Raw genomic sequence first — 21,524 nt, forward strand, 5'->3', positions numbered from 1 at the left:
CCATTTCGGCGTTTCGGGCGACAGTTTAAACGCCCCGCGTGGGCAGCTTGGGGCTTGCATTTCGGGCTTTCAGCTGACTAGATAATCGCCCCGGTTAGGACAATTGGACAAAACGGTAAACTGTATGAATAAAGAAACAAAAACGGTTGACGATTACATTGCCAGTTTCTCGCAAGAAGTCAGAGAGAGACTTCAACGTATTCGTCAGCTAATAAAAGACAACGCCCCGCAAGCTAAAGAGAGCATTGCCTATGGGATAGCTGCCTATAAGATCAACAAAAAACCGTTGGTCTATTTCGGTGGCTTCAATAACCATATAAGTTTTCATGCCACCCCAGTCGGCCATGAGCAGTTTAAAGATAAGCTCTCTGTCTATAAACAAGGTAAAGGTTCTGTGCAGTTTCCACATAGCGAACCTTTGCCAGTGGAATTGATTGTTAAAATTATAAAATTTAGAGTGGCAGAAAACGCCTAAAGCGGTTTCCGTTTTTGATAGCTCGCTCCGCGTGGGTTGGTTTCCGGCGACAGATTGCTCGCCCCCGAAGGAAAGGTTCAGCCCAACAAGGGAAAGGGTGTAAAGGTTGAAAGTACGTGCGTTCAGTTAGGTAGTTTCCTCATTTATCAACCCCCGTGGGTATTGGGTGCTGCCAAACAGATAGAGCGTATTCGGCGGCTTTCGGTCGACAGTCAGCACGTCTCGATAGTCAGGCTGTTTGGTTCGTTAGTTAGCTACATGTGACATGGTAAACGCCGGAGTTGGGACACCTTTTTGGGTCGTCTGTGACACGAGAACCGCCCCGAAAAGGAAGTCCAAGCGAGTTGGGGACGTAGCGCTTGACAGTTCAACCGCCCCGACAGGATGGCTTGACAAGACGCGGCAAAAAGCGTGTTAGTGCATGAGCTAGAAAACGCTTAACTTTGTTAGGATTGCAACAACGACAAAGAAATGCCTACTCACAAAATTAAGAAATCCACTCCTGCTTTGGTGATACGTGGACGTAATGCGACAGGTAAAATCATTGAGGGCTCTATTCCAGCTGGTGAGTTGCCGACAGAAGACCCAGGCTTAGCTATTCAGAGAATATTAGCCAAACATAAAGACATCACCCCCACGCCTGTGCTGCCTGAATGACCAGTTCCTTACTAAATTCGTTTGTGCTGGTGGATACGGGCGTGATGAGTCGTTTTTTCCTGAATAAGCCACAAATTGTCAAAGCCTATAATGAACTGGTGATTACAGCTGTACCAGTTATATCAGCCAGCATTTACATCGAGTTGATGCGGTGGCTAGTCAATATCCGGGGCCGTGCCACTGACCCAATTACGAAGAGTGAGTTTGACGCTATCCGAAAACAGTTGGATAAATACGTGCAGTTAAATCACGGCGACTGCATTGAGATCGCTGTAGAAACCTGTCGACTTTATCCGGACACGGGATTGGGCGACTGTTTTACTATTGGAGTCGGTCTATTTTTTGACATTCCTATTTTTACGCTCAATCAGAAGCACTTTGACCGAGTGCCGGGAGCCCGGCTTTATCAGCCTTCTAACTCCGACCTTTTGGAAACCAATTGATAGGCACGCTTCCGGTGACAAGGAGCCCGTCCCGCAGGGAAGCGGGGCAGCCCAACCGCCACCGTGTTCGCGGGTGAACGAACTCAGAAGAACTGTCAAATTGCCTTTTTGAACGGTAATTGATTATCAGTCAGTTGCAATTTAACAGTACATCCAAACAGGGGGTGTAAAGGTGCATGGTACGTCTGTTCAGGTGGCGTAGGTTATGGGAGCTGAATACGACCGCTTGGACACAAGAATAGGTCAAAATGTGCTAGCTTTCCCCACTTTTGTATACGTTTCGATCGGTGCTCTTGGGTCAACTTTGCCTCATCACTTTAAACAGAAAAGTAATGAGCAAAACAATTTTTATTACCGGAGCGTCGCGAGGGTTTGGCCAACTGTGGACTAAAGCCTTTCTACAACAAGGGTATAAGGTAGCTGCCACCGCCCGAAACCTAACCAGTCTAGATGAGTTGAAGGCTCAGTATGGTGACCAACTGCTGCCCATTCAATTGGACGTGACCGACCGGGGGGCGGCTATTTGGGCAGTGCAACAAGCCTATAAGGAGTTTGATCGCCTTGACGTGCTGATCAACAACGCGGGTTATGGCTTATTTGGCAGCGTGGAAGAAACATCAGAACAACAGGCCCGCGACCTGATGGAAACCAATTTCTTTGGTTTGCTTTGGCTTACCCAGGCTGTCTTGCCGATTATGCGCAAGCAAAGCAGTGGCCACATCATTCAGGTATCGAGTGTACTCGGACTGATCACCTGGCCAAATGTAGGTCTGTACAATGCCTCCAAATTTGCCGTTGAAGGCTTAAGTGAAACGTTGGCCTCGGAAGTAAAAGGGTTTGGTATCAACGTCAGCCTAGTAGAACCCGGCCCGTATGCCACCGACTACGCCGGTTCCTCGGCTGTAATTACTCAACCCCTATCCGCTTACGCTCCCTTAAAGGCGAGTCTGCAGGCCAACTATGCCACCCTCTCTATGGGCCAGCCTGAAGCCACCGCCGCTGCGGTGCTCCAATTAATCGAAAGTGAACAGCCTCCACTACGGCTCCTGCTTGGCAAACTAGCTTACCCCTTGGTTAAACAGGCATACAACAGCCGGTTTGCTGAGTGGGACACTTGGGCCGAGGTCACCATGGCCGCCCATGAGGGTTAATCAACGAGCGGTGACGGGATAAATCTATACCGTTTTTGGCTGTAGATTTATCCCATTACTACTGACGTATGCTTCATTTCAGCACCCTTAGCGCCATGCGCCGTGACCTGGGCTTACGCCCACCCGAGCACCCTCAACTAGCCATAGAGAGGGGTCTGCGAAGCTGCCCGCTGGATGGGCAAGCCTTCACTACCGATTGCTATGGAATAATGTTTAAAAAGGTCAAGGCTGGCGTTATGCTGTACGGTCGTACCGCCTATGATCATACCAACGGCTCGTTGTCCTTTGTTAAGCCCCGGCAACGAATCGAGTTCAGGAGTCTGGAAGTGGAAGAGGACAGTTTTTTGTTATTCATGCACGAAGATTATCTGAATGGTCATCCCCTCCACAAGCAGATTCAGCACTACACTTATTTTGATTACGAAGTTACCGAAGCGCTGCATCTCTCCCCGCGGGAAGAACAGGTCATATGGGATCTGTACGCCAAGATTGAAGCTGAGTATTACAGTAATCCAGACGAGTACACCCGCCTGATTATACTGACCCACATTGATTCTCTGCTGACGTATTGCCAGCGCTTTTACAAGCGTCAGCTCATCAACCGCGCCGAGCTTTCGGGCAAAACGGTGTCTAAGTTCCGGGAAGCGCTAGCAGCCTGTTTGAGGGATGGATCAGAGCCAATCAACGGATTACCTTCGGTTCACCAATTGGCCAGCCAACTCCACGTATCCCCGCGCTACCTGAGTGATCTGCTCAAGCAGGAGACTGGCAAAACGGCCATCGAGCTGATTCATATTTTTCTCATCAACGAAGCCAAAAACCGGTTAAAGCAAAACGAACAGAGTATTTCCGAAATCGCTTACAGGCTTGGGTTTGAGAACCCTTCTTATTTTTCACGGCTATTTAAGAAAGAAGTTGGACTCAGCCCAAACCTCTTCAAGAAGCAGTTGTCTACTTAGCTGTACGTGTTAGTGGCTTTGACAACCATAGTATCACTCGTTTCATCCATGAAGATACGGTATTGTCCGCTCCGTATGAGTGGCATGCCGGGCGACAGGAGGCTCGTCCCTGGTGGAACGTAGCAGCCCAACCACCACTGTGTTTACTGGCGAACAGACCCCACAAAAAACTAGTAAATTTCCTTTTTTCAAATGAGGCTTATTTATCAGTCACCGTCAGGACAAACGCCCAGTTGGAACAGTTTAAACTCTTATCTTAGTAAACCAAACAATAGGCCGTTGTCTTAGCCCCCTATTAGCTGGACAAATTTTCTGAAAAGGTTGTGTCGTAAATTACCTGTGCTTCCTCCCATTTCTGCTGAGGTGTTACAAAACCAATCGAACGATGAAGACGGTGATTGTTGTAATGGAAAAAATAACGCCCTAACATTTCTTTGGCCTCATAATAGCTGTCAAATACATTGCGCTCGATCACATCATGTTCTAGAATGCTGTGAAAAGCTTCAATGTACGAGTTCTCTTCAGGGGTGGCCACATGAGTGAATTCCTGCTTGATTTCGGAGCTTTTCAAAAAGTTACGTACCGAGTGAGCAATGAATTGACTGCCATTATCATTGCGCAAAATGACGCCCTTCAGTTCATGATTCCGGTTGATTCGTCGAAAAAGATTGATTAAGTCGATTTGACGAATACTGCCTTGGAATAGCCAATCCAGAATTTTGCGGCTATACACATCAATGACGCTCAACAGATAGTAATTCCGCCGTTCCCCTTCTACCCAGACGTATTTGATATCCCAGCACAGGTATTCCAAGGGCTTGGTCGCTTCGATTCGTCTGAATTTAACAAATTCCCGCTTGCCCATCGGTCGGATCACTTTGCCCAGAAGTAAATTATGCTCTTGCATGAGTCGATACACCTTTTTCTTATTGATTAAGTATTCTTTTTTCAACTCGTGGGTGATGTATTCGTAGCCAAGGGCATTGAACTCAACATCCAGCAGTTGCCGAATACTGACCACGACCAGTTGGTTGTCTACCCACGATCCATCCCGTTTCATGGTTACCTGGCTGGGGCGTGCTCCAGGTCTACCTGATTGTGGTTGGTAGTAAAACACGCTCCGAGGTACACTAAGCCACTGGCATAACAGGGTACGACTTACTTGATTTTCAAACTGTTTCATGAGTGCTAGCTTCTCCTGGAGTGAATAGGAGTTTTTTTTAGTAGCTCACTTTTGATCTCCAGTTCCAAAGCTTGTTTTGCTACAATCCGCTTCAGGCGTTCATTTTCTTCTTCGAGCACTCGAAGCTGGGGATCGACGCGTGCGTAAGAATCTTTGAGGCCTTCTTTGCCTTTACTCAAATACTTCAATTTCCACTTGCGCAGCAGCGAAGGAGATAGATTGTATTTTCGACAAGTCTCGGCATGGCCGTCACGAATGGCTTCCTGGACGATAGAATAGCGGTCATCGGGAGTAAAACTCCGCCTTAATTTGCTCATGGTATCTGAATGTAAAAGGACTAAACTGTTTTTACAATTTTGTCCAGTCATTCAGGGGGTTAAGACACCGTGAGGGTATAAACTTGAGAAAATATGAAGGAGTACAAAATCGAAGTTCTACGTTTCATTCAAAAAGGAATTGACGCTACGCAGCTTGTCAACGAATCCAAAGCTGAGATTCAGGCAAAACTGAATGAATATAGTGATCCCGCTTTTTTGTACCACTCCTTAAGCTTGTCGGAATGGTTGCTAACTTAGTCAACCATGAAAGCAAAAAGTCGTCGTCAGTTCACCTCCGAGTTCAAGGTGAAGGTCGTCTTAGAAGTACTCCGTCAGGACAAGACGCTCAATCAGATCGCTAGCGAACACGAGTTGCATCCACAGTTAGTGCAGACTTGGAAACAGGCATTTATGGCCGCTGTCCCACAACTATTCGACCAACAGAAGAGGGCTGAAAAGCCCGTTGTCGATGAAACAGGGCCTTTATACGAACAGATTGGACGGCTCCAGATGGAGCTAACCTGGCTCAAAAAAAAATTAGCGACCAACCCCTAAGCCAGCGAAGAGCCATGATTGAGCGCTCCAATACCGAATTGAGTCTCCGCCGACAGTGCTGGCTGTTAAGTGTCAGTCGGGCCGGTCTGTCCTATCAACCTACTCCCGTTGATGATCAAACTTTACAGATCATGCGCCGATTAGACGAATGGTATGTCGAACATCCTGATCTAGGCCATCGTCGGCTGGTGGTTCTTTTGAATCAGGAGGGCTGGGTGGTAAATATTAAGCGCGTGCGTCGTCTACGGGCCTTAATGGGTCTGGAAACACAGTTCCCTAAACCTAATCTATCCAAACCGGGTGTGCCTCGACAACGCTTTTTCTATCTACTACGTGGTTTGGTCATTGATCGCATTCACCAAGTGTGGGCAACGGATATTACATACATTCCTATGCCCAAAGGCTTTTTTTATGTGATGGCCATCTTGGATTTACACAGTCGCTATGTCTTGCATTGGCAGTTGAGCAATACGCTGGAAGCAGGCTGGTGCATCGATACCTTGCGACAGAGTCTACGACAATGGGGCAAACCACAGATCTTCAATACGGATCAGGGGAGTCAGTTTACCAGTGATGACTTTATTGCTGTATTAGTAGGGCATGAGATCGCCATCAGTTGGGATGGCAAAGGGCGAGCTTTGGATAATATCTACGTGGAACGCTTCTGGCGAACGCTAAAATACGAAGATGTTTATTTGCGCAACTACCAAACTGGCAGTGAACTTCGAGCGGGTTTAACCAAGTACTTTCGCTATTACAATCACCAACGACCTCACCAGTCATTAGGCTATCGGACACCGGCAGCGGTATTGATGGAGGGGAAGGAGAAACAACATATATCTCTCAACTAATCATTTCGTTTAGCCAAATGGTGGTACAGAGAATGGGGTACACTATAGAATATACCTCGAAAGGTTACCGGGTAAGTTCGATGACAACTGATTCAGGTATGGTCTATATATTGTTTGAAAAAGAGGTTTAGTTAAAAAAAGCGGCTTGTCTCAATACCTGTGGGGGGGCTCTGCTGATTAAACTCGGCGAGGTCGTCACCGGCCCCGCCGGTCTTCAAAACCGTGCTTGACAGTTTCCCCTCACACGGCTCCTCAATGAAATGGTGTCTGTCATACATACCTCCCCGCTTTCTGATCCTGTGCGGTTTTCGTGTCATGGCAATGACGGTGAAGCAATTGGAGGTTTTCGTACTCGTCCTTACCACCCCTTGAGCGGGGGGTGATGTGGTCTACTTCCATAATTTCTTCACCTTTAAAGAACAGTTTGCAATGGGGGCATTGGCCTTCCTGTCGTTTGAGTAGTTGGGCTACTCGTTGGCTGATTTGCGGATGTTTCCCCATGCGGCTACTCCAATAAACCCAATCTCCATCATACGGACTCCGATCTGCCTTCACTTTGACGTGTCGTTTGATCGGTATGTCGGCGTGATGGCCCATTTTTCTGACCGATTTATCCGTGTGCAATGCGAAACGCCAACCCCCACCTTGGTTAATGAGCCAGTATTTGTTCATTATCCAATTCGAAGGTTTGTTGCTATGGCGTTGCAAAGCCCAACTGCGTAAGGCAATAAATAGCCAATGGTCAAGTTTAGCGAAATGGTATTTGCTTACGACTGTAGCATAGTAATTCGACCATCCCTGAATAACAGGGTTAAGTTCACAGATAAGCACTTCCTGAGTGGATGCCTTGTGTGTTTTGATGAGCCGCTTTAACATTCGCTGGTGTCGTTGCATGCCCGTTTCGCTGGGCGTGATGAGGGTTTTGAACCCCAGTAGTTTACCCACTGAGTTCCTACCGCTTCGGTGTTTCCCTACTGGGAATTGCCGAACGGTGAACCCCAGAAAGTCAAAGCCTACATGGCCTTCATGTGCATGAAGCGTGTGTGTAATCTTTGTTTTACTGGTTTTCAATTCCAGTCCCATTTTTGTCAACCATACCCCTATTCGTTGCTGGCAATCCTGGATCACCGCTAAGTCCTCATGCAGGATCACAAAGTCATCCGCATAGCGGATAAACTGAACTGCATTTCGATATTTAGTCGGTTGCCCTTTTTGCCAGATACCCTGTTTAGGGTAAGCCTGTCGGATATACCTTTCTATGCCATGTAGGGCCACGTTCGCCAATAAAGGGGAAATCACCCCGCCCTGCGGGGTGCCTTCACGGGTTGGAAATAAGGCCTCCCCATCCATGTAGCCTGCTCTTAGCCAGTTTTTTACAAGGCGGTTCATGACGGGGTATGTACTCAGCTTCTGTAATAGGGCTTGATGGTTGATGCGGTCAAAACATTGGGCTATATCGGCGTCCAGCACATATTTAGGCTGGCGGTTAATGCCTTTATAGATCGCTTCTATCGCATCATGGGTTGATCGTCCGGGTCTGAAGCCGTAGCTATTGGGTTCAAAGTGAGCCTCCCATTCTGGTTCTAACGCCTGCTTTGCTAAGGCTTGGAGGGCCCTGTTTTTCATCGTTGGGATACCTAATGGCCGCTTCTCCAGGGAACCAGGCTTGGGTATCCACACGCGACGAGTGGGTTGAACGGGTTGGGCAGGGCTCAATTCAGATACCAGTGTCAAGCGTTCAGGCGGGGAGAGGTCTTTCACTCCATCTACCCCGGCTGTTTTCTTGCCCTGATTGTCCTGCGTAACTCTACGAACCGCGAGACATTTGGCTGACCAAGACCTCATCAGGGTCTTTTGAAGTTGCCTAACCGTCCTTCTGTCACCACGTTGTGAGGCTTTGAATATGCGCTTTTGCAGCTTAAAGACGGTACGCTCCAGCTTGTGCCAGGGTATCGCCTTCCAGTCCATCATCGTATGGTTCATACGTGCTTTAGCCATTTACACTGCTACTCGTCCCTATTCAATCCATTCCATCGTGCCTACGTCAGCATATCCGGGGCATTACCCCCGGCCTTGGCTTTTTAGGCAATCTCGTCGTTCTGTGGTATGCGGTTGGCACCTGCTCAACTTGCTGAGAGTTGAGAACCACAGACGTTTACTTCGTTCCTGACCACCGTTGGTTGAGTCGGTAGGATGATGCTCTCTGCCGGGTTTAGTGGGTGTGCATGTTGGTCTGTCCTGTAGCAGCCAACCCCCTATCCTTTGCCTTTTGGCTACAGCCTATTAACCTACGTTGGCTGTTCACGTGTGACGACACCGGGCCGCCGGGGCGGTTCAACCACATCTTCGCTTTCGCTATCCATAAACTCGTGCTCGACGGGGTTCGACGTTAGGTTCGCCGTTACCGCCTTTTCACCCCGCTTTACGGATTGATGACCAGTCGCTACCGTAGGGGTGATGCTGTTACCCCTGCACCGGGGAGAGGGACTTTCACCCTCACGGTTATCAAGTTGTCAAGGTTCAGATTTCTCTTTACCTTGCCATCCATCCCCCGCTTTCGCGGTTTCGGATGAACGAATCGCACACAGGGGGCACGTCCCGAAGGCTGACGATTCAGCAAAACCGGCAGGGGGAAAGGTCGTGGCGTCGATCGTGCAGGGTTTTGACTATCTTGTGGGGTAAAGCATTCAATAATCCTAGGGGTCGTTAAATGCTTTACCCCGTTTCTATTTTCTGTTTGGTCAACAGTCCGTATGGCAGGGGGGAGGATTGCCGTTAGATTACTGAACAAGAGTCAATAAAGAGAAAGAATGGGCTTGCCCCACAGGCTTTAGGTTTCGACAACCATTGTTTTGATTCCCATACGCTCCCCGCTGGGCAGGCGACCCAGTAGAAAAACATCAATCTCCGATTCGCCAGCCCGAAACACCTGCCGTTCGGTCAGGCTGGTTTCCACTATTCGTTTAAGGGACTGGAATTTAGCCGTGCGGGCTTTCTCTTCATCACCATACCAGTCCTGTTCCGTAAGAACGGGCTTCCAGAAATCCTCTTCCGGCCTCTCATCGACAAATGTCGAGGGGGGGAGCATCTGCCAGTCCTTGATCTGACTCACTGTAAGTGGTTCCGGCTGCGTCAGATAACAGGAAATCAGTTCGACGGGCTCGTCTGATTCGCTGGGATACAGCAAATCCGTGAGCAGGGGCTGAATCTGCGCTGTAAACGTAGCAGAATCGATGGGTTGATTCGGGGTTACGGGTTGATCGCTGGTCATGAAAACAGAAGAAGTGCCGGTCTCGGGCTGGACCGGAATAGTTCGGATTGGAAACCGGGGGTCGAAAACAATTATAGTAGATTTGCCCTTAATCAACAAAATCGCAACGATCATGTTAGAGACCCTAATGAATCTGGTACGGCAGCAGGCAGGTTCTGCCATCACAAACAACACCGCTATTCCGGGTGATAAACACGACGATGCCGTTCAGGCGGTTTCGGGTGGTATTTTGAGCGGACTGCAACAGCAGGCGCAGGGCGGTGGCATCGGTAACCTGATTGGTATGCTGACCGGCAATAGCGGGGCACAGCAGGAAGTGAATCAGGGCGTTCAGAAAACGGTGCAGGAAAGCCTGTTCCAGAAACTGGGAATTTCGCCCCAGGTAGCCATGTCGATAGCCGCGGCTGTTGTACCGGTGGTGCTGAGTAAGCTCAGTCAGAAAGCACAGGACCCCAATGATCAATCCGTTCATACCAACGATGTCGTGGGATCACTGACCGGTGGGAAAGACTGGATGAGTATGGCACAGGCGGCTATGGCCGATGGGAAACTCGATGTGAGCGACCTGATGCGGATCATGGGTAACTCGGGTGGCAGTAATACGCAGACACAGCCCAAACAGCAGTCAGGCGGTGGCCTGGGCGACATGCTGGGCGGCCTGTTTAAATAAATCAGTACGTATCACGAAAATCATCCTACGCACCTTAATCAATCTGTTATGAAAACAATACGAAGAAGAATCCGAACGAACAGCTGGCTTATTATGGGTCTGGGAATGACTGGTCTGCTGACAAGTTGTGCTGACCACAATAGCGTAACACGGGCAGCCGCAACGGTAAACCTGGTGAATACCAGCGGTAACTCAATCGGCACGGCTAACCTGACTGAAAATTCCAGCGGAACCGTTACACTGGATGTTAAAGTAAATGGCTTACCCGCTGGCTCACACGGAATTCACTTTCACGAAGTGGGAGTGGCTGATCCGAAAGCATCGCCCGCCTTTTCTACCTCCGGCGAACATTACAATCCAGCTAGCAAAAAACACGGAATCAGCAATCCGCAGGGAACCCACGCGGGGGATCTGGCTAACCTTGAGGTAGACGCACAAGGCAATGGCCGATTGACAACAACAACTGATCGGATAACCCTGACCGAAGGCGCCACGACACTATTCGACGCCAATGGCTCATCATTAATTATTCATGCTAACACAGACGATCAGGTAACAGACCCCTCAGGTAACAGTGGAGGACGGATTGCCGGGGGCGTAGTCGTAAAACAATAAGGCTTCTGTTTCCCGAAAAGTCTGCCACGATAAGAGCGGGCAGCTGAATAGCTCCGACATTCTGGCCCGTTTTGCTCTTATTTCTGTCAATCTGACAGCTTTGCAAACAATTTTTCTGGCTGGCATTTGTATTGTTAGATGAAGACTGTCTGACAGTATTTGACACAGAAAACAAGCAACTAAACCATATTATGGGAAAGATTATTGGTATTGACTTAGGCACCACAAACTCGTGTGTAGCCGTGATGGAAGGTAACGAACCCGTTGTTATTCCAAACTCAGAAGGAGCACGGACCACGCCGTCGGTAGTTGCCTTTATGGACAACGGTAACGGCGAACGTAAGGTCGGCGCACCGGCCAAACGTCAGGCCATCACCAACCCGAAAAATACGATTTCCTCGATCAAACGCTTCATGGGTAAGCGCTTTAACGAGGTAACCAACGAAACCAAAAACGTCGCGTATGACGTAGAAAACGGCCCGAACGCTACGCCCCGCGTCCGTATCGGTGACCGTCAATACACGCCACAGGAGATTTCGGCCCTGATTCTGCAGAAGATGAAGCAGACGGCTGAAGACTACCTGGGCCAAACCGTAACCGAAGCCGTTATTACGGTACCTGCCTACTTTAACGATGCTGAACGTCAGGCAACGAAAGAAGCCGGTCAGATCGCAGGTCTGGACGTAAAACGAATTATTAACGAACCAACCGCAGCCGCGCTGGCTTACGGGCTTGACAAAACCGACAAAGATCAGAAAATCGCGGTCTTTGACTTAGGTGGTGGTACGTTCGATATTTCGATTCTGGAACTGGGCGACGGCGTTTTCGAGGTAAAATCGACCGATGGTGATACGCACCTGGGTGGTGATGACTTCGACCAGGTAATCATTGACTGGCTGGCCGACGAATTCAAGAAAGACGAAGGCATTGATCTGCGTCAGGATCCAATGGCCCTGCAACGTCTGAAAGAAGCCGCTGAAAAAGCGAAAGTTGAATTGTCGAGTTCGACCTCGACGGAAATTAACCTGCCTTACATTATGCCGGTGAATGGTATCCCCAAACACCTGGTACGTTCGCTAACCCGCTCGAAATTTGAGCAACTGGCTGATTCGCTGATCCAGCGCAGCTTAGAGCCTTGCCGTCGGGCGTTGAAAAACGCGGGTCTGTCGGCCAGCCAGATTGACGAAGTTATTCTGGTCGGTGGTTCAACCCGGATCCCGAAAGTACAGGACGAGGTTGAAAAACTGTTCGGCAAGAAGCCTTCGAAAGCCGTTAACCCTGATGAAGCAGTAGCCATCGGTGCGGCTGTACAAGGTGGGGTACTAACGGGTGAGGTGAAAGACGTACTCCTGCTAGACGTTATCCCGCTTTCGCTGGGTATCGAAACAATGGGTGGCGTATTTACCAAAATGGTGGAAGCCAACACGACCATCCCGAGCAAGAAAGTGGAAGTGTACTCGACGGCGTCGGACAACCAGCCGAGCGTTGAAATCAATATCCTGCAGGGTGAGCGCCCAATGGCGGCTCAGAACCGCCAGTTAGGCCGGTTTATCCTGTCGGACATTCCACCAGCGCCCCGTGGTGTTCCTCAGATCGAAGTAACGTTCGACGTTGATGCCAACGGTATCCTGAACGTAACGGCAAAAGATAAAGGCACGGGTAAAGAGCAGAAAATCCGAATCGAAGCTTCGAGCGGTCTAACCGACGCGGAAATCAACCGGATGCGCGAAGAAGCTAAAGCCAACGAAGCGGCCGATAAAGCTGAGCGTGAGTCGATTGAGAAAGTGAACCAGGCGGACTCGATGATTTTCCAGACGGAAAAACAACTGAAAGAGTACGGCGACAAACTGAGCGAAGGGAACAAGTCGGCCATTGAATCGGCCCTGGGTGAACTCCGCACGGCACACGGTTCGCGGGATGCAGCCGCTATCGATGCTGCCCTGGAAAAACTGAACGGTGCGTGGGCAACGGCGTCGACCGAAATGTATAACGCAACGGGCGGTGCTAACCCAATGGATGGCGCTGGTGCCGGTTTCGACGGTGGTAACACTAACCCCGGCGCAGGTCAGGGTCAGCCAACCGGCGACAACGTATCGGACGTACCGTACGAAGAAGTGAAATAAGCTAACGTACGTTAGCTAGATGAAAATCCCCGGCTGGAAACGGCCGGGGATTTTTTTGTTATAAACTTTATCCGGTAAACTTGACCTGTTAAAAGTTATCCGATTAATCTGATGCTGTATCCGGATATTGCCCAGGAGCTGATCGAACGACAGGAGCATGACCTTATCGTTCGGCAACGACTGATCACAGAAGGCAAGCTATTTGAGGGCTACAACCCGGATATGGAAGCGGTGCACCTGGATAATGCCCAGCGGCTTTGGAAAATCATTGACCGAATTGGCTGGCCAGCGCCAGAGCAGGTCGGCGAGAAAGCCAGCCAGGCGGCCTGGTTGATTGTCCAGCACGCAATCAGCTTACCAGCCTTCATGAAAAGCGCGCTGGCCTTAATGAACGAACAGCAAGAGACGCGAACGATTGATCCAGTTAACCTGGCTTTTCTGTCGGACCGGATTGCCATGTATGAGAACCGTCCCCAATCGTACGGCACTCAGTTTGTCGATGATGAACAGGGCCGACTGATGCCTTATGCGCTGGCCGACTCGATCGAACAGGTCAACCAACGTCGCGAGGAATTAGGGCTCAACACCGTTCAGGAACGATTAGCTGAATTGACGGCTCAGATAAACGTTGAGCAGAAAAAGGCTCCAGCACCAGGCGAAAGGCAAGCCAAACGGGAGGAGTATGATGCCTGGCGCAGAAAAGTGGGGTGGATCGATAGGTAGTTAAGCCATTGAAGAAAAATATACCATGAATTATACGTTTTTAGAACCCTGGATTGCCAGTGATAACTCTGCAGCAGTTTTAGGTGAGTTACAGATTGAACTTGGAAAACAGCATCAGTTGTATGAAAAGCGGGTTGAAGTAATTGGGAGAAGTTTACAGGCCGATGATTATTTATTTCGAATGATTGAGAACGACGTTGAATATTGCATGGTACATTTGACCTGGTCTGGTCGTAAAGAGTCAAACCCTGATTTTCCACGAGTTACTTTTTTCAAGACGTGGGAAACATTTGTTGAAAAGGTGATGAAACCATTACACGAGGACTACATCGACCTTGATTGAAAGTTGAACGTAATGTTTTAAAGTTTTCGTTTGCCGCTACTTGACAGGAACTCTATACGTTTATTATGAATTGGGTTGACTTTCTAGTAGAGAAAAATAGCAGGAAGCCTAATTCTGTTATACAACACAATTATTACGGGTGGACCCCAAACAACTCTTTATCAAGGCCGAATTTCTGTACCGCCGGGTCGAATGGGTTGAGGACTGGCAATACATCGGTTTAGAAACTGGGCTCGAAGAGCGAATTGACAACCTGCTCAAGACGATTTTTGGCAGTAAGAATATAATTCTGATTCGTGGAAGACGAGATTCTGCCATTATGAGTCAGCATGAAATCCGTCAGTTGTTTTTGCAAGGCTTATACGATGCAGATTTTAAAATCTGGAGTTCAGACTTCACGGTAGTACTGGATTTCAATAGGATTGGCGTTTATCGCGCAGGCAAAGCCGGTTAGGCAGTTTTCGGTAGATAGGCTGGACTTTTGAAGATTGAATATGCCAGCGCGATCCAAAAGGCCTAAAAGTTGAAAATACAGTTTGTGCAGCGTAATTAGCCCGATAAAAAAATAGGGCTGGTTACGTATGTAACCAGCCCTTCTGCTGAGTAGGACGTAGCGGGCTCGAACCGCTGACCTCTGCCCTGTCAAGGCAGCGCTCTGAACCAACTGAGCTAACATCCTGTGACATCCAATCGACTCTTTGTGCCGTTCGGGGTTGCAAACTTACAAAACTTCGTCGGTTTCCAAACGGGTGTGGTAAATTTTTTGCGACGGAATTCGCCACAGCAGGAAAAACCCGACCACAAATAGACCTAATAACACCAGTACGCTATTGCGCATGCTGCCCGTCAACTGCTCGATCAGGCCGTACAGCAGGGTGCCCAATACGATAGACAGCTTTTCCGTTACGTCGTAGAAGCTGAAATAGGAAGCTGTCTCGGTGGTGGCCGGAATCAGCTTGGCGTAGGTCGAGCGCGACAGTGACTGCACCCCACCCATAACCAGCCCCACAATGGCCGCCAGCCCGAAAAATTGTCCCTGCGTCTGCACAGCATAGGCCCCGGCGCAGACCCCGACCCAGATGAAGATAATCACCATGAGCGTGTACGTATTTCCGATCCGGTCTGATAGACGAGCGAATCCATAGGCCCCCGGAATGGCGACGAGTTGCAGGAGCAGGATCAGGATGATCAGGTTCTGCCCATCCATCTTCAGTTCGTCGCTGCCGAAGAGCGTGGCAACGTACATAACCGTCTGCACACCCATGTTGTACACGAAAAAAGCCAACAGAAACCGTCCGGTCAGCGCCTGTTGCCGCACGCGTTCGAAAACGGTACGTAGCTCCCGAAAGCCGTTGAGCAAATAGCTACCCGCTAAAGCTGGCTTCGGAACGCCATCGGGAAGGCGGTTAAACGGAATCTGCGCGAAGCCGATCCACCACAGACCAACCGTCAGGAAAGCCAGGCGCGACGCCAGCCCCTCGGAAATGTTGCCGAACCAGTCCCGTTTCAGAATGACCAGCAGGTTGAGAACCATGAGCAGGACGCTCCCGATGTAACCCATCGAAAAACCCCGCGCACTTACCCGGTCGAACTGGTCTTCGGTGGCAATATCGGGCAGGTAGGAATTGTAAAAGACGATACTGCCGCCCCAGCCCACTAAACTCAGTCCGAAGCAGATGACAGCGAAGGTGGTCGTGTCGCGGGTGAAGAAAAAAAGCAGGCTGCAACTGATGGCACCCGTATAACAGAACAACTTCATGAACGCTTTCTTCCGTCCGCTATAATCGGCCAGGGCGGTACAGATGGGCGACAGCAGGGCCGTCAGCAGGAAAGCGGCCGATATCGTGTACGAGAACAGAACCGAGTTTTTGACCGACAGCCCCAGGAAATTTATGACCGGACCACCCGTTTCGTTGAGGGCCGTTGCCGAAAAATAAACGGGAAAGATGCTGGAGACAATCACCAGCGAGTGAACCGAGTTGGCCCAGTCGTAGTACGTCCAGGCGCGTAGGGTTCGGGGATCATTCAGAGCCATAGGGGCGGGGCTGCCAGCTTAGAGCGACGGTGCAAAAACAAGGTTGATGTCCGTCGTGGTGCCGTTAACGGGAGCCTGTTGCCGCAGAATCAGCGACGACCGGTTCAGTTCAATAATCGGGAAATTCCCTTTGAACCCCGATACGTCCACATCCATCGATTTGTTATCGGACGCCAGTGTCCAGGTGCCCTGGTTGACAATTGAGTTGGAACTGTTGGGGTCATAGGCCCGAACGGTGTTGTTGTTCCGGAACTCGAACTTGAGGCCGAACAAAATCTGGTTCGTTGTGCTGAGCTGGTTCCGATTGATACTCTGTCCGTTGGCATTGGTAATATCAGTAACCTGCCAGTTGTTACCTACCAGCAGTTCGGTCTGGGAGCCCGCAGTGGGGTTGTTGTTATCGTCTTTGCAGCCAACCAGGGAGCCAATAGCTACAAAACATAAAAGCAGAAAACGAAGGCGGTTCATAAGAATGCTGTGATTTTAGTAAGTCCATTACGTAACGCCTACGTAACCGGATGTGGTATTAAGCTGCCGGGTGGGCTCTCCTCTTTCGAGGGAGCGGGATCGAGTAAAGCGCCCCAGACGCCCAAAATTGCGTAGTTTTGGCGAAATTACAAGACTATGCGCGTTCGACTCAACGTTTTCCTGCTGTGCCTGCTGCCCTTTATGTTCAGCCTGATACCGGTTGGGAAGGCGCAGGTGCAGTGCGCCGAACGACTCAATTTTACCCCCGTCACGCAGCCCAATCAGATCGGGTGGGATAAATTTCCGACCTTCAGTTCACCGTTTCCGGTCGTTTACGGCGGTCCCCGCTTCACCGACATGCAGGCCAGCCCGCTCAAACACGGATTCAGTCACCTGGTCAACGTCAAAAATAACGAGTATGGCTCACTGGTCCAGAAAGGGCAGTGGGGCATCATCTATTACGGCTTCGCGACGGGCCTGAATCAACCCTGGGAAACGCTGGAAAGCCCCTGGAATAATAACCTGACGGCCTACCGGGCCAAGTGGGAGCAGTGGCTGCTGGAAGTATCGGGTGGACAGAAGAACGCGGCCAGGCAGTATATATTTCCAGCCAGCCGGCTGACGCTGGATCTGGAGCGGATTCGCGAAACCGACTCGCGGATTCTGGCCCTCAAACAGGACAGCAGCGTGCCGGCGCAGTACCGACAGCTCAGCGATGCCGAATTCATTGCCGCTTATAAGAACGCCATCCGCAACCTCTATGCCGAAGGGATGCGCTACGTTCGGCAGCGCGCCGACCTGACGGGCGTAACCGTAAGCAGCTATGCCGATACGCCCATCCTGAATACGTACATTAACGTAACGGGCTTCTCCTGGACCGACTGGTCGACTAACCTGAACCGGGTCAACTACCTGGTAAAAGATTCGACCGGGCGGGCTGTTGGCGGACCGTATTATACGCAGCTGGATGTTTTGTCGCCATCGGCCTACTATTTCTACGATTACCCGAATCCCTTCGCGTCCGATTATTTGCCGTATCTGCTGTTTCAGGTAGAGGTAAACCGGGCCTGGAGCAGTAAACCCGTCGTGCCGCTCGTCTGGCTGCGCTACCACAACAGCAGTAATTTCTACCCGAACTTTGTCCAGCCGTTCATGGCCGAAGCCACCGCCATCTTTCCAGTTTTTTCGGGGGCAGCGGGCCTGTGGCTCTGGGAGGAACCCAACCTGGAAAATACCCGTACCGACGTGTACGCGGCTTACGAACACTTTACCCACGGGCTATACCGGCTCTCGCTCTTTGCTGATATGTTCCAGGGGAACTACGAGCGCGTGATCGAAACCCCCGCCCGCGACCTGATGGAGAAGCAATTGCCCATCTGGCGGGGCATTGTAAAAGGCAATCAGATTCTGATTGCGGCTCAGAACTCCTACGCGAACGAGGGGCAGATAACGACGGTAACAGTCCGCTACAAAGACTGGGTTCGAAACATCGAGCTGACAGGGCGGGAGGTCTACCTCTGTAAGTTCGATATGAACACCGTTACGGCCAATGAGCCAATGGCGCCCCTTGTGCAGGTCTTTCCAAATCCAGCCAGCAGCGTTCTGACCGTTGCCATGCCTCAACCGCTGGCCGACCCTGCTGAGTTGACCCTGTTAAACATAAGCGGTCAGGTCGTCGTTAAAAAATCAATCAGCGGAAGCCGTGAGGAACTGTCTATCGCGCAGCTGCCCGCCGGGACGTATTTCCTGCGCATGCGGCACAAAACCGGCGTTCATACCCAGCATGTGATCATTAGCCGGTAGGTGCCGCCCGAATCCATCTCAATCATGCCGAACCAACTCAGCTACGAAACCAGTCCTTACTTACTCCAGCACGCTAACAATCCCGTCGATTGGTACCCGTGGGGCGAAGAAGCACTTAACAAAGCCATCGACGAAGACAAGCCCATTCTGGTCAGTATTGGGTATTCGGCCTGCCACTGGTGTCACGTAATGGAGCGGGAGTCGTTCGAGAAAGAGAACGTAGCGCGCGTGATGAATGAGAATTTCGTCTGCATCAAAGTCGATCGCGAAGAACGGCCCGACGTGGATGCGATCTATATGGACTCGGTGCAGGCGATGGGCGTGCAGGGTGGCTGGCCGCTCAACGTCTTTTTGATGCCCGATGCCAAACCATTCTACGGCGTTACGTACCTGCCAACCCAGAACTGGGTGAACCTGCTCGCCAGTATCCGGTCGGCGTTTGATGAGCACCGGACCGACCTGGAACAGTCGGCAGACGGCTTTGCCCGCGAACTGAACCTGAGCGACGCCGAACGCTACGGCCTGACGCAGCAACCTCCTTTGGTCGATGCCGCTACGCTCGACGCTATGTACCGGAAAATAGCGGTGAAGGCCGATGACGAGAAAGGCGGTATGCGCCGGGCGCCTAAATTTCCGATGCCCAGCATCTGGCGGTTTTTGCTGCGGTATCACGATGCGGCTTTATCGGCCGGAACGCCAGCGAACGATGCCTTGCACCAGGTAAAACTAACCCTGGACCGGATGGCGCTGGGCGGAATTTATGACCAGCTCGGCGGAGGGTTCGCGCGTTACTCGACCGACGCCGACTGGCTGGCTCCGCACTTCGAGAAAATGCTGTACGATAACGGCCAACTGCTGACGCTGTACGCCGAAGCGTACAGCCTGACGAAGAGTCCGCTCTATAAACATGTAGTCTATCAGACCATCCACTTCGCCCAGCGCGAACTGCTTAGTTCCGAAGGTGGCTTTTATTCGGCGCTTGATGCCGACAGCGAAGGGGTAGAAGGGAAGTTTTACACCTTTACGACGTCGGAACTGCGGGAAATTCTGGGTGAGGAGTACAACTGGTTTGCCCAACTGTATTCGGTTACCGAAGCGGGCAACTGGGAACATACCAATATTCTGCACCGGACCGAAAGCGACGAAGCTTTCGCTGAACGAATGGGCTGGACGCTGGCCGATCTCAACCTGCGGCTCGACGCGACCCACGCCCGTTTACTGCGTGTACGGAACGAGCGCATCCGACCGGGGCTGGATGATAAAATCCTGTGTTCCTGGAATGGGCTGATGCTGAAAGGGCTGGCGACAGCCTACCGGGTTTTTAACGAACCGGAATTTTTGACGCTGGCGCTTCGCCAGGCGTTTTTCCTGCTCAAAAAGATGCGCGATAGCCGAAACGGTCGGCTTTGGCATACGTATAAAAACGGCCGGGCTCGTCAGGCGGGCTTCCTCGACGACTATGCCGCCGTGATCGACGGTCTGCTGGCTCTGTACCAGGCGACATTCACGGAAAGCTGGCTGACTGAAGCGGACCAACTGATGCAGTATGTCCTGGCCAATTTCACCGACGAACGTACCGACGGTTCGGCCGACGCGCTGTTCTTTTTCACCGACAAAAATGGTGAAGAACTGATTGCCCGGCGAAAAGAGTTGTTCGATAATGTAATCCCGGCCTCCAATTCTACGATGGCCGAAAACCTCTACGTACTGAGCCTGCTCCTGGAACGCCAGGGCTATGCCGACCGCGCCGACCAGATGCTGGGACAGATGCAGCCGCTGGTTCAGCAAAACGCTGACTACCTGACAAACTGGGCAGCCCAATACGCCCTTCGGCTGCGTCCTACTGCCGAGATCGCCATCGCCGGCCCCGACGCTGACGCCTACCGGGCCCAGCTGGACGCCGAGTTTTATCCCAACAAAGTCCTGTGCGGTACCACCGAACGTAGCGATCTGCCCCTTTTGCAACAACGTGGTCCCATCAACGGCCAGACCGCCGTCTACGTCTGCTATAACCGCGCCTGCCAGCTTCCCGTTACGAGCGTGGAGGAGGTTTGGAAGGGAATGAAATAAAAAATTGGAACAAGGAGAAAGGATGAAATGAAGTAAGGAATAAGAAGGATGTTGCAAAGTCCTTGTTCCTTGCTCCATTTCATCCTTTCTCCGATTTTATTTTTCTCCCCACGCCGTTACAACCAGGGTTCGGCGGCCGCCGTGGTCGCGGTGTTCGCCGAGGTAGATACCCTGCCAGGTGCCGAGGTTGAGACGACCGTCGGTAATGGGAATCGTGACCGAATGGCCCAGCATGGCGGCTTTCAGGTGGGCTGGCATATCGTCTGATCCTTCATAGTTGTGCTGATAATAGGGTGCATTCTCGGGGACAGCTTTGTTGAAATAACGTTCAAAATCACCCCGCACCGTTGAATCCGCATTTTCATTGATAGCCAGACTGGCAGAGGTGTGCTGGATGAATACGTGCAGTATCCCCGCCTTAATTTGCTGGAGGTCCGAAAATTCACGCTCAATAATTCTGGTGATCAGATGGAAGCCGCGCGGAAAGGCAGGAAGCTGGAGAGTGTGCTGATAAACAGGCATAGCTGAAGTTTGGTAATACTCCTGTCAGGAAAATAGTTAAGTCAGTTAAGTATAATAACTCGCGCATGACCAGCAGGTTTAGCATAAAAGTACCCACCGTAACAGGGTCGGTGAGGGGGCAATGGCGTTTTATTTACGTTCGTAAATGTGTATTTTTCGGATCAAAATAAAACGTTGCTGTCCGGCCCGATGCAGATAAGTAAATCTTTCTGACTGGTAAGTGGGTAGCATTTTTCCATCGTAACCCATATCATGTTTGGTAACACAACTACGCTACGCTTTCCTGATCA

22 protein-coding genes and 1 tRNA gene are annotated in these 21,524 nt (G+C 50.7%); 15 read left to right on the forward strand and 8 right to left on the reverse strand.

The genetic code is table 11. The features are described from left to right. Positions 1-124: 124 nt before the first annotated feature. The 5 genes from HU175_RS14540 (at position 125) to HU175_RS14560 (ending at position 3,685) form a co-directional block, all read left to right on the forward strand. The gene (locus tag HU175_RS14540) at positions 125-475 is read left to right on the forward strand and encodes an iron chaperone (protein ID WP_176567286.1); all 351 of its coding nucleotides are present in this window, start codon (positions 125-127) and stop codon (positions 473-475) included. Positions 476-946: 471 nt separating this feature from the next. Next, entirely contained in the window at positions 947-1,132 is a 186-nt protein-coding gene (locus HU175_RS14545; RefSeq protein WP_176567287.1) for a hypothetical protein, read from the forward strand. Continuing rightward, positions 1,129-1,575: a type II toxin-antitoxin system VapC family toxin gene (locus HU175_RS14550; protein WP_176567288.1), complete on the forward strand. Its 447-nt coding sequence runs from the start codon at positions 1,129-1,131 to the stop codon at positions 1,573-1,575. Before HU175_RS14545 ends, HU175_RS14550 begins: the two co-directional genes overlap by 4 nt. Positions 1,576-1,907: 332 nt before the next feature. Continuing rightward, complete coding sequence (locus HU175_RS14555) at positions 1,908-2,726, forward strand: SDR family NAD(P)-dependent oxidoreductase (RefSeq protein WP_176567289.1); 819 nt, start codon at positions 1,908-1,910, stop codon at positions 2,724-2,726. A gap of 68 nt (positions 2,727-2,794) precedes the next feature. Next, complete coding sequence (locus HU175_RS14560) at positions 2,795-3,685, forward strand: helix-turn-helix domain-containing protein (protein ID WP_176567290.1); 891 nt, start codon at positions 2,795-2,797, stop codon at positions 3,683-3,685. A 295-nt stretch (positions 3,686-3,980) separates the two neighbouring features. On the opposite strand, the gene HU175_RS14565 is transcribed toward HU175_RS14560, so the two are convergent. Continuing rightward, positions 3,981-4,868, reverse strand: coding sequence for an IS3 family transposase (locus tag HU175_RS14565; RefSeq protein WP_176566243.1), 888 nt, complete (start codon positions 4,866-4,868; stop codon positions 3,981-3,983). A 5-nt stretch (positions 4,869-4,873) separates the two neighbouring features. After that, positions 4,874-5,185, reverse strand: coding sequence for a transposase (locus HU175_RS14570; protein ID WP_176566244.1), 312 nt, complete (start codon positions 5,183-5,185; stop codon positions 4,874-4,876). 264 nt (positions 5,186-5,449) lie between these two features. On the opposite strand from HU175_RS14570, the gene HU175_RS14575 reads away from it, so the two are divergent. Both HU175_RS14575 and HU175_RS14580 read left to right on the forward strand, forming a co-directional pair. After that, the gene (locus tag HU175_RS14575; protein ID WP_176564783.1) at positions 5,450-5,740 is read left to right on the forward strand and encodes a transposase; all 291 of its coding nucleotides are present in this window, start codon (positions 5,450-5,452) and stop codon (positions 5,738-5,740) included. A gap of 14 nt (positions 5,741-5,754) precedes the next feature. Continuing rightward, positions 5,755-6,591, forward strand: coding sequence for an IS3 family transposase (locus tag HU175_RS14580; protein ID WP_176564784.1), 837 nt, complete (start codon positions 5,755-5,757; stop codon positions 6,589-6,591). A 270-nt stretch (positions 6,592-6,861) separates the two neighbouring features. Here HU175_RS14580 and ltrA read toward each other — a convergent pair whose 3' ends face one another. Next, on the reverse strand, positions 6,862-8,589 hold the full coding sequence (gene ltrA, locus HU175_RS14585; RefSeq protein ID WP_176567291.1) for a group II intron reverse transcriptase/maturase: 1,728 nt from the start codon (positions 8,587-8,589) through the stop codon (positions 6,862-6,864). Positions 8,590-9,421: 832 nt separating this feature from the next. Further along, a complete protein-coding gene (locus HU175_RS14590) occupies positions 9,422-9,862 on the reverse strand; it encodes a nuclease A inhibitor family protein (RefSeq protein WP_176567292.1) in 441 nt (146 codons plus the stop codon). 112 nt (positions 9,863-9,974) lie between these two features. Here HU175_RS14590 and HU175_RS14595 point away from each other — a divergent pair, with 112 nt between their 5' ends. The 6 genes from HU175_RS14595 to HU175_RS14620 all read left to right on the forward strand — a co-directional run bounded on the left by HU175_RS14595 (position 9,975) and on the right by HU175_RS14620 (position 14,790). Beyond that, entirely contained in the window at positions 9,975-10,532 is a 558-nt protein-coding gene (locus HU175_RS14595) for a DUF937 domain-containing protein (protein ID WP_176567293.1), read from the forward strand. Positions 10,533-10,580: 48 nt separating this feature from the next. Beyond that, positions 10,581-11,147: a superoxide dismutase family protein gene (locus HU175_RS14600; protein WP_176567294.1), complete on the forward strand. Its 567-nt coding sequence runs from the start codon at positions 10,581-10,583 to the stop codon at positions 11,145-11,147. 191 nt (positions 11,148-11,338) lie between these two features. Continuing rightward, positions 11,339-13,270: a molecular chaperone DnaK gene (gene dnaK, locus HU175_RS14605; RefSeq protein ID WP_176567295.1), complete on the forward strand. Its 1,932-nt coding sequence runs from the start codon at positions 11,339-11,341 to the stop codon at positions 13,268-13,270. Positions 13,271-13,381: 111 nt separating this feature from the next. Further along, positions 13,382-13,993 (forward strand): DUF6624 domain-containing protein, encoded by a 612-nt coding sequence (locus HU175_RS14610; RefSeq protein ID WP_176567296.1) that lies wholly within the window; start codon positions 13,382-13,384, stop codon positions 13,991-13,993. Positions 13,994-14,018: 25 nt separating this feature from the next. After that, positions 14,019-14,336, forward strand: coding sequence for a hypothetical protein (locus HU175_RS14615; protein ID WP_176567297.1), 318 nt, complete (start codon positions 14,019-14,021; stop codon positions 14,334-14,336). A gap of 139 nt (positions 14,337-14,475) precedes the next feature. Continuing rightward, the gene (locus HU175_RS14620; protein ID WP_176567298.1) at positions 14,476-14,790 is read left to right on the forward strand and encodes a hypothetical protein; all 315 of its coding nucleotides are present in this window, start codon (positions 14,476-14,478) and stop codon (positions 14,788-14,790) included. A gap of 150 nt (positions 14,791-14,940) precedes the next feature. Here the strand turns inward: HU175_RS14620 and HU175_RS14625 are convergent. The 3 genes from HU175_RS14625 to HU175_RS14635 all read right to left on the reverse strand — a co-directional run bounded on the left by HU175_RS14625 (position 14,941) and on the right by HU175_RS14635 (position 16,839). Further along, a tRNA-Val gene (locus HU175_RS14625) sits at positions 14,941-15,015 on the reverse strand. Between the two features lie 42 nt (positions 15,016-15,057). Then, the gene (locus tag HU175_RS14630; protein ID WP_176567299.1) at positions 15,058-16,371 is read right to left on the reverse strand and encodes an MFS transporter; all 1,314 of its coding nucleotides are present in this window, start codon (positions 16,369-16,371) and stop codon (positions 15,058-15,060) included. 18 nt (positions 16,372-16,389) lie between these two features. Next, positions 16,390-16,839 (reverse strand): DUF4822 domain-containing protein, encoded by a 450-nt coding sequence (locus HU175_RS14635; protein ID WP_176567300.1) that lies wholly within the window; start codon positions 16,837-16,839, stop codon positions 16,390-16,392. 156 nt (positions 16,840-16,995) lie between these two features. On the opposite strand from HU175_RS14635, the gene HU175_RS14640 reads away from it, so the two are divergent. Together HU175_RS14640 and HU175_RS14645 are read left to right on the forward strand one after the other, a co-directional pair. Further along, a complete protein-coding gene (locus tag HU175_RS14640) occupies positions 16,996-18,642 on the forward strand; it encodes a T9SS type A sorting domain-containing protein (RefSeq protein ID WP_176567301.1) in 1,647 nt (548 codons plus the stop codon). Between the two features lie 24 nt (positions 18,643-18,666). Further along, positions 18,667-20,712: a thioredoxin domain-containing protein gene (locus HU175_RS14645; protein ID WP_176567302.1), complete on the forward strand. Its 2,046-nt coding sequence runs from the start codon at positions 18,667-18,669 to the stop codon at positions 20,710-20,712. A 96-nt stretch (positions 20,713-20,808) separates the two neighbouring features. Here the strand turns inward: HU175_RS14645 and HU175_RS14650 are convergent, their stop codons facing one another. After that, entirely contained in the window at positions 20,809-21,234 is a 426-nt protein-coding gene (locus HU175_RS14650) for a secondary thiamine-phosphate synthase enzyme YjbQ (RefSeq protein WP_176567303.1), read from the reverse strand. Positions 21,235-21,524: the final 290 nt, after the last annotated feature.

The organism is Spirosoma sp. KUDC1026 (assembly GCF_013375035.1).
In the GTDB taxonomy this organism is placed as follows: domain Bacteria; phylum Bacteroidota; class Bacteroidia; order Cytophagales; family Spirosomataceae; genus Spirosoma.

Coding starts and splice junctions, on each gene's coding strand:
- HU175_RS14540 (WP_176567286.1), top strand. CDS start 125: ATGAATAAAGAAACAAAAACGGTTGACGATTACATTGCCAGTTTCTCG.
- HU175_RS14545 (WP_176567287.1), top strand. CDS start 947: ATGCCTACTCACAAAATTAAGAAATCCACTCCTGCTTTGGTGATACGT.
- HU175_RS14550 (WP_176567288.1), top strand. CDS start 1,129: ATGACCAGTTCCTTACTAAATTCGTTTGTGCTGGTGGATACGGGCGTG.
- HU175_RS14555 (WP_176567289.1), top strand. CDS start 1,908: ATGAGCAAAACAATTTTTATTACCGGAGCGTCGCGAGGGTTTGGCCAA.
- HU175_RS14560 (WP_176567290.1), top strand. CDS start 2,795: ATGCTTCATTTCAGCACCCTTAGCGCCATGCGCCGTGACCTGGGCTTA.
- HU175_RS14565 (WP_176566243.1), bottom strand. CDS start 4,868: ATGAAACAGTTTGAAAATCAAGTAAGTCGTACCCTGTTATGCCAGTGG.
- HU175_RS14570 (WP_176566244.1), bottom strand. CDS start 5,185: ATGAGCAAATTAAGGCGGAGTTTTACTCCCGATGACCGCTATTCTATC.
- HU175_RS14575 (WP_176564783.1), top strand. CDS start 5,450: ATGAAAGCAAAAAGTCGTCGTCAGTTCACCTCCGAGTTCAAGGTGAAG.
- HU175_RS14580 (WP_176564784.1), top strand. CDS start 5,755: ATGATTGAGCGCTCCAATACCGAATTGAGTCTCCGCCGACAGTGCTGG.
- ltrA (WP_176567291.1), bottom strand. CDS start 8,589: ATGGCTAAAGCACGTATGAACCATACGATGATGGACTGGAAGGCGATA.
- HU175_RS14590 (WP_176567292.1), bottom strand. CDS start 9,862: ATGACCAGCGATCAACCCGTAACCCCGAATCAACCCATCGATTCTGCT.
- HU175_RS14595 (WP_176567293.1), top strand. CDS start 9,975: ATGTTAGAGACCCTAATGAATCTGGTACGGCAGCAGGCAGGTTCTGCC.
- HU175_RS14600 (WP_176567294.1), top strand. CDS start 10,581: ATGAAAACAATACGAAGAAGAATCCGAACGAACAGCTGGCTTATTATG.
- dnaK (WP_176567295.1), top strand. CDS start 11,339: ATGGGAAAGATTATTGGTATTGACTTAGGCACCACAAACTCGTGTGTA.
- HU175_RS14610 (WP_176567296.1), top strand. CDS start 13,382: ATGCTGTATCCGGATATTGCCCAGGAGCTGATCGAACGACAGGAGCAT.
- HU175_RS14615 (WP_176567297.1), top strand. CDS start 14,019: ATGAATTATACGTTTTTAGAACCCTGGATTGCCAGTGATAACTCTGCA.
- HU175_RS14630 (WP_176567299.1), bottom strand. CDS start 16,371: ATGGCTCTGAATGATCCCCGAACCCTACGCGCCTGGACGTACTACGAC.
- HU175_RS14635 (WP_176567300.1), bottom strand. CDS start 16,839: ATGAACCGCCTTCGTTTTCTGCTTTTATGTTTTGTAGCTATTGGCTCC.
- HU175_RS14640 (WP_176567301.1), top strand. CDS start 16,996: ATGCGCGTTCGACTCAACGTTTTCCTGCTGTGCCTGCTGCCCTTTATG.
- HU175_RS14645 (WP_176567302.1), top strand. CDS start 18,667: ATGCCGAACCAACTCAGCTACGAAACCAGTCCTTACTTACTCCAGCAC.
- HU175_RS14650 (WP_176567303.1), bottom strand. CDS start 21,234: ATGCCTGTTTATCAGCACACTCTCCAGCTTCCTGCCTTTCCGCGCGGC.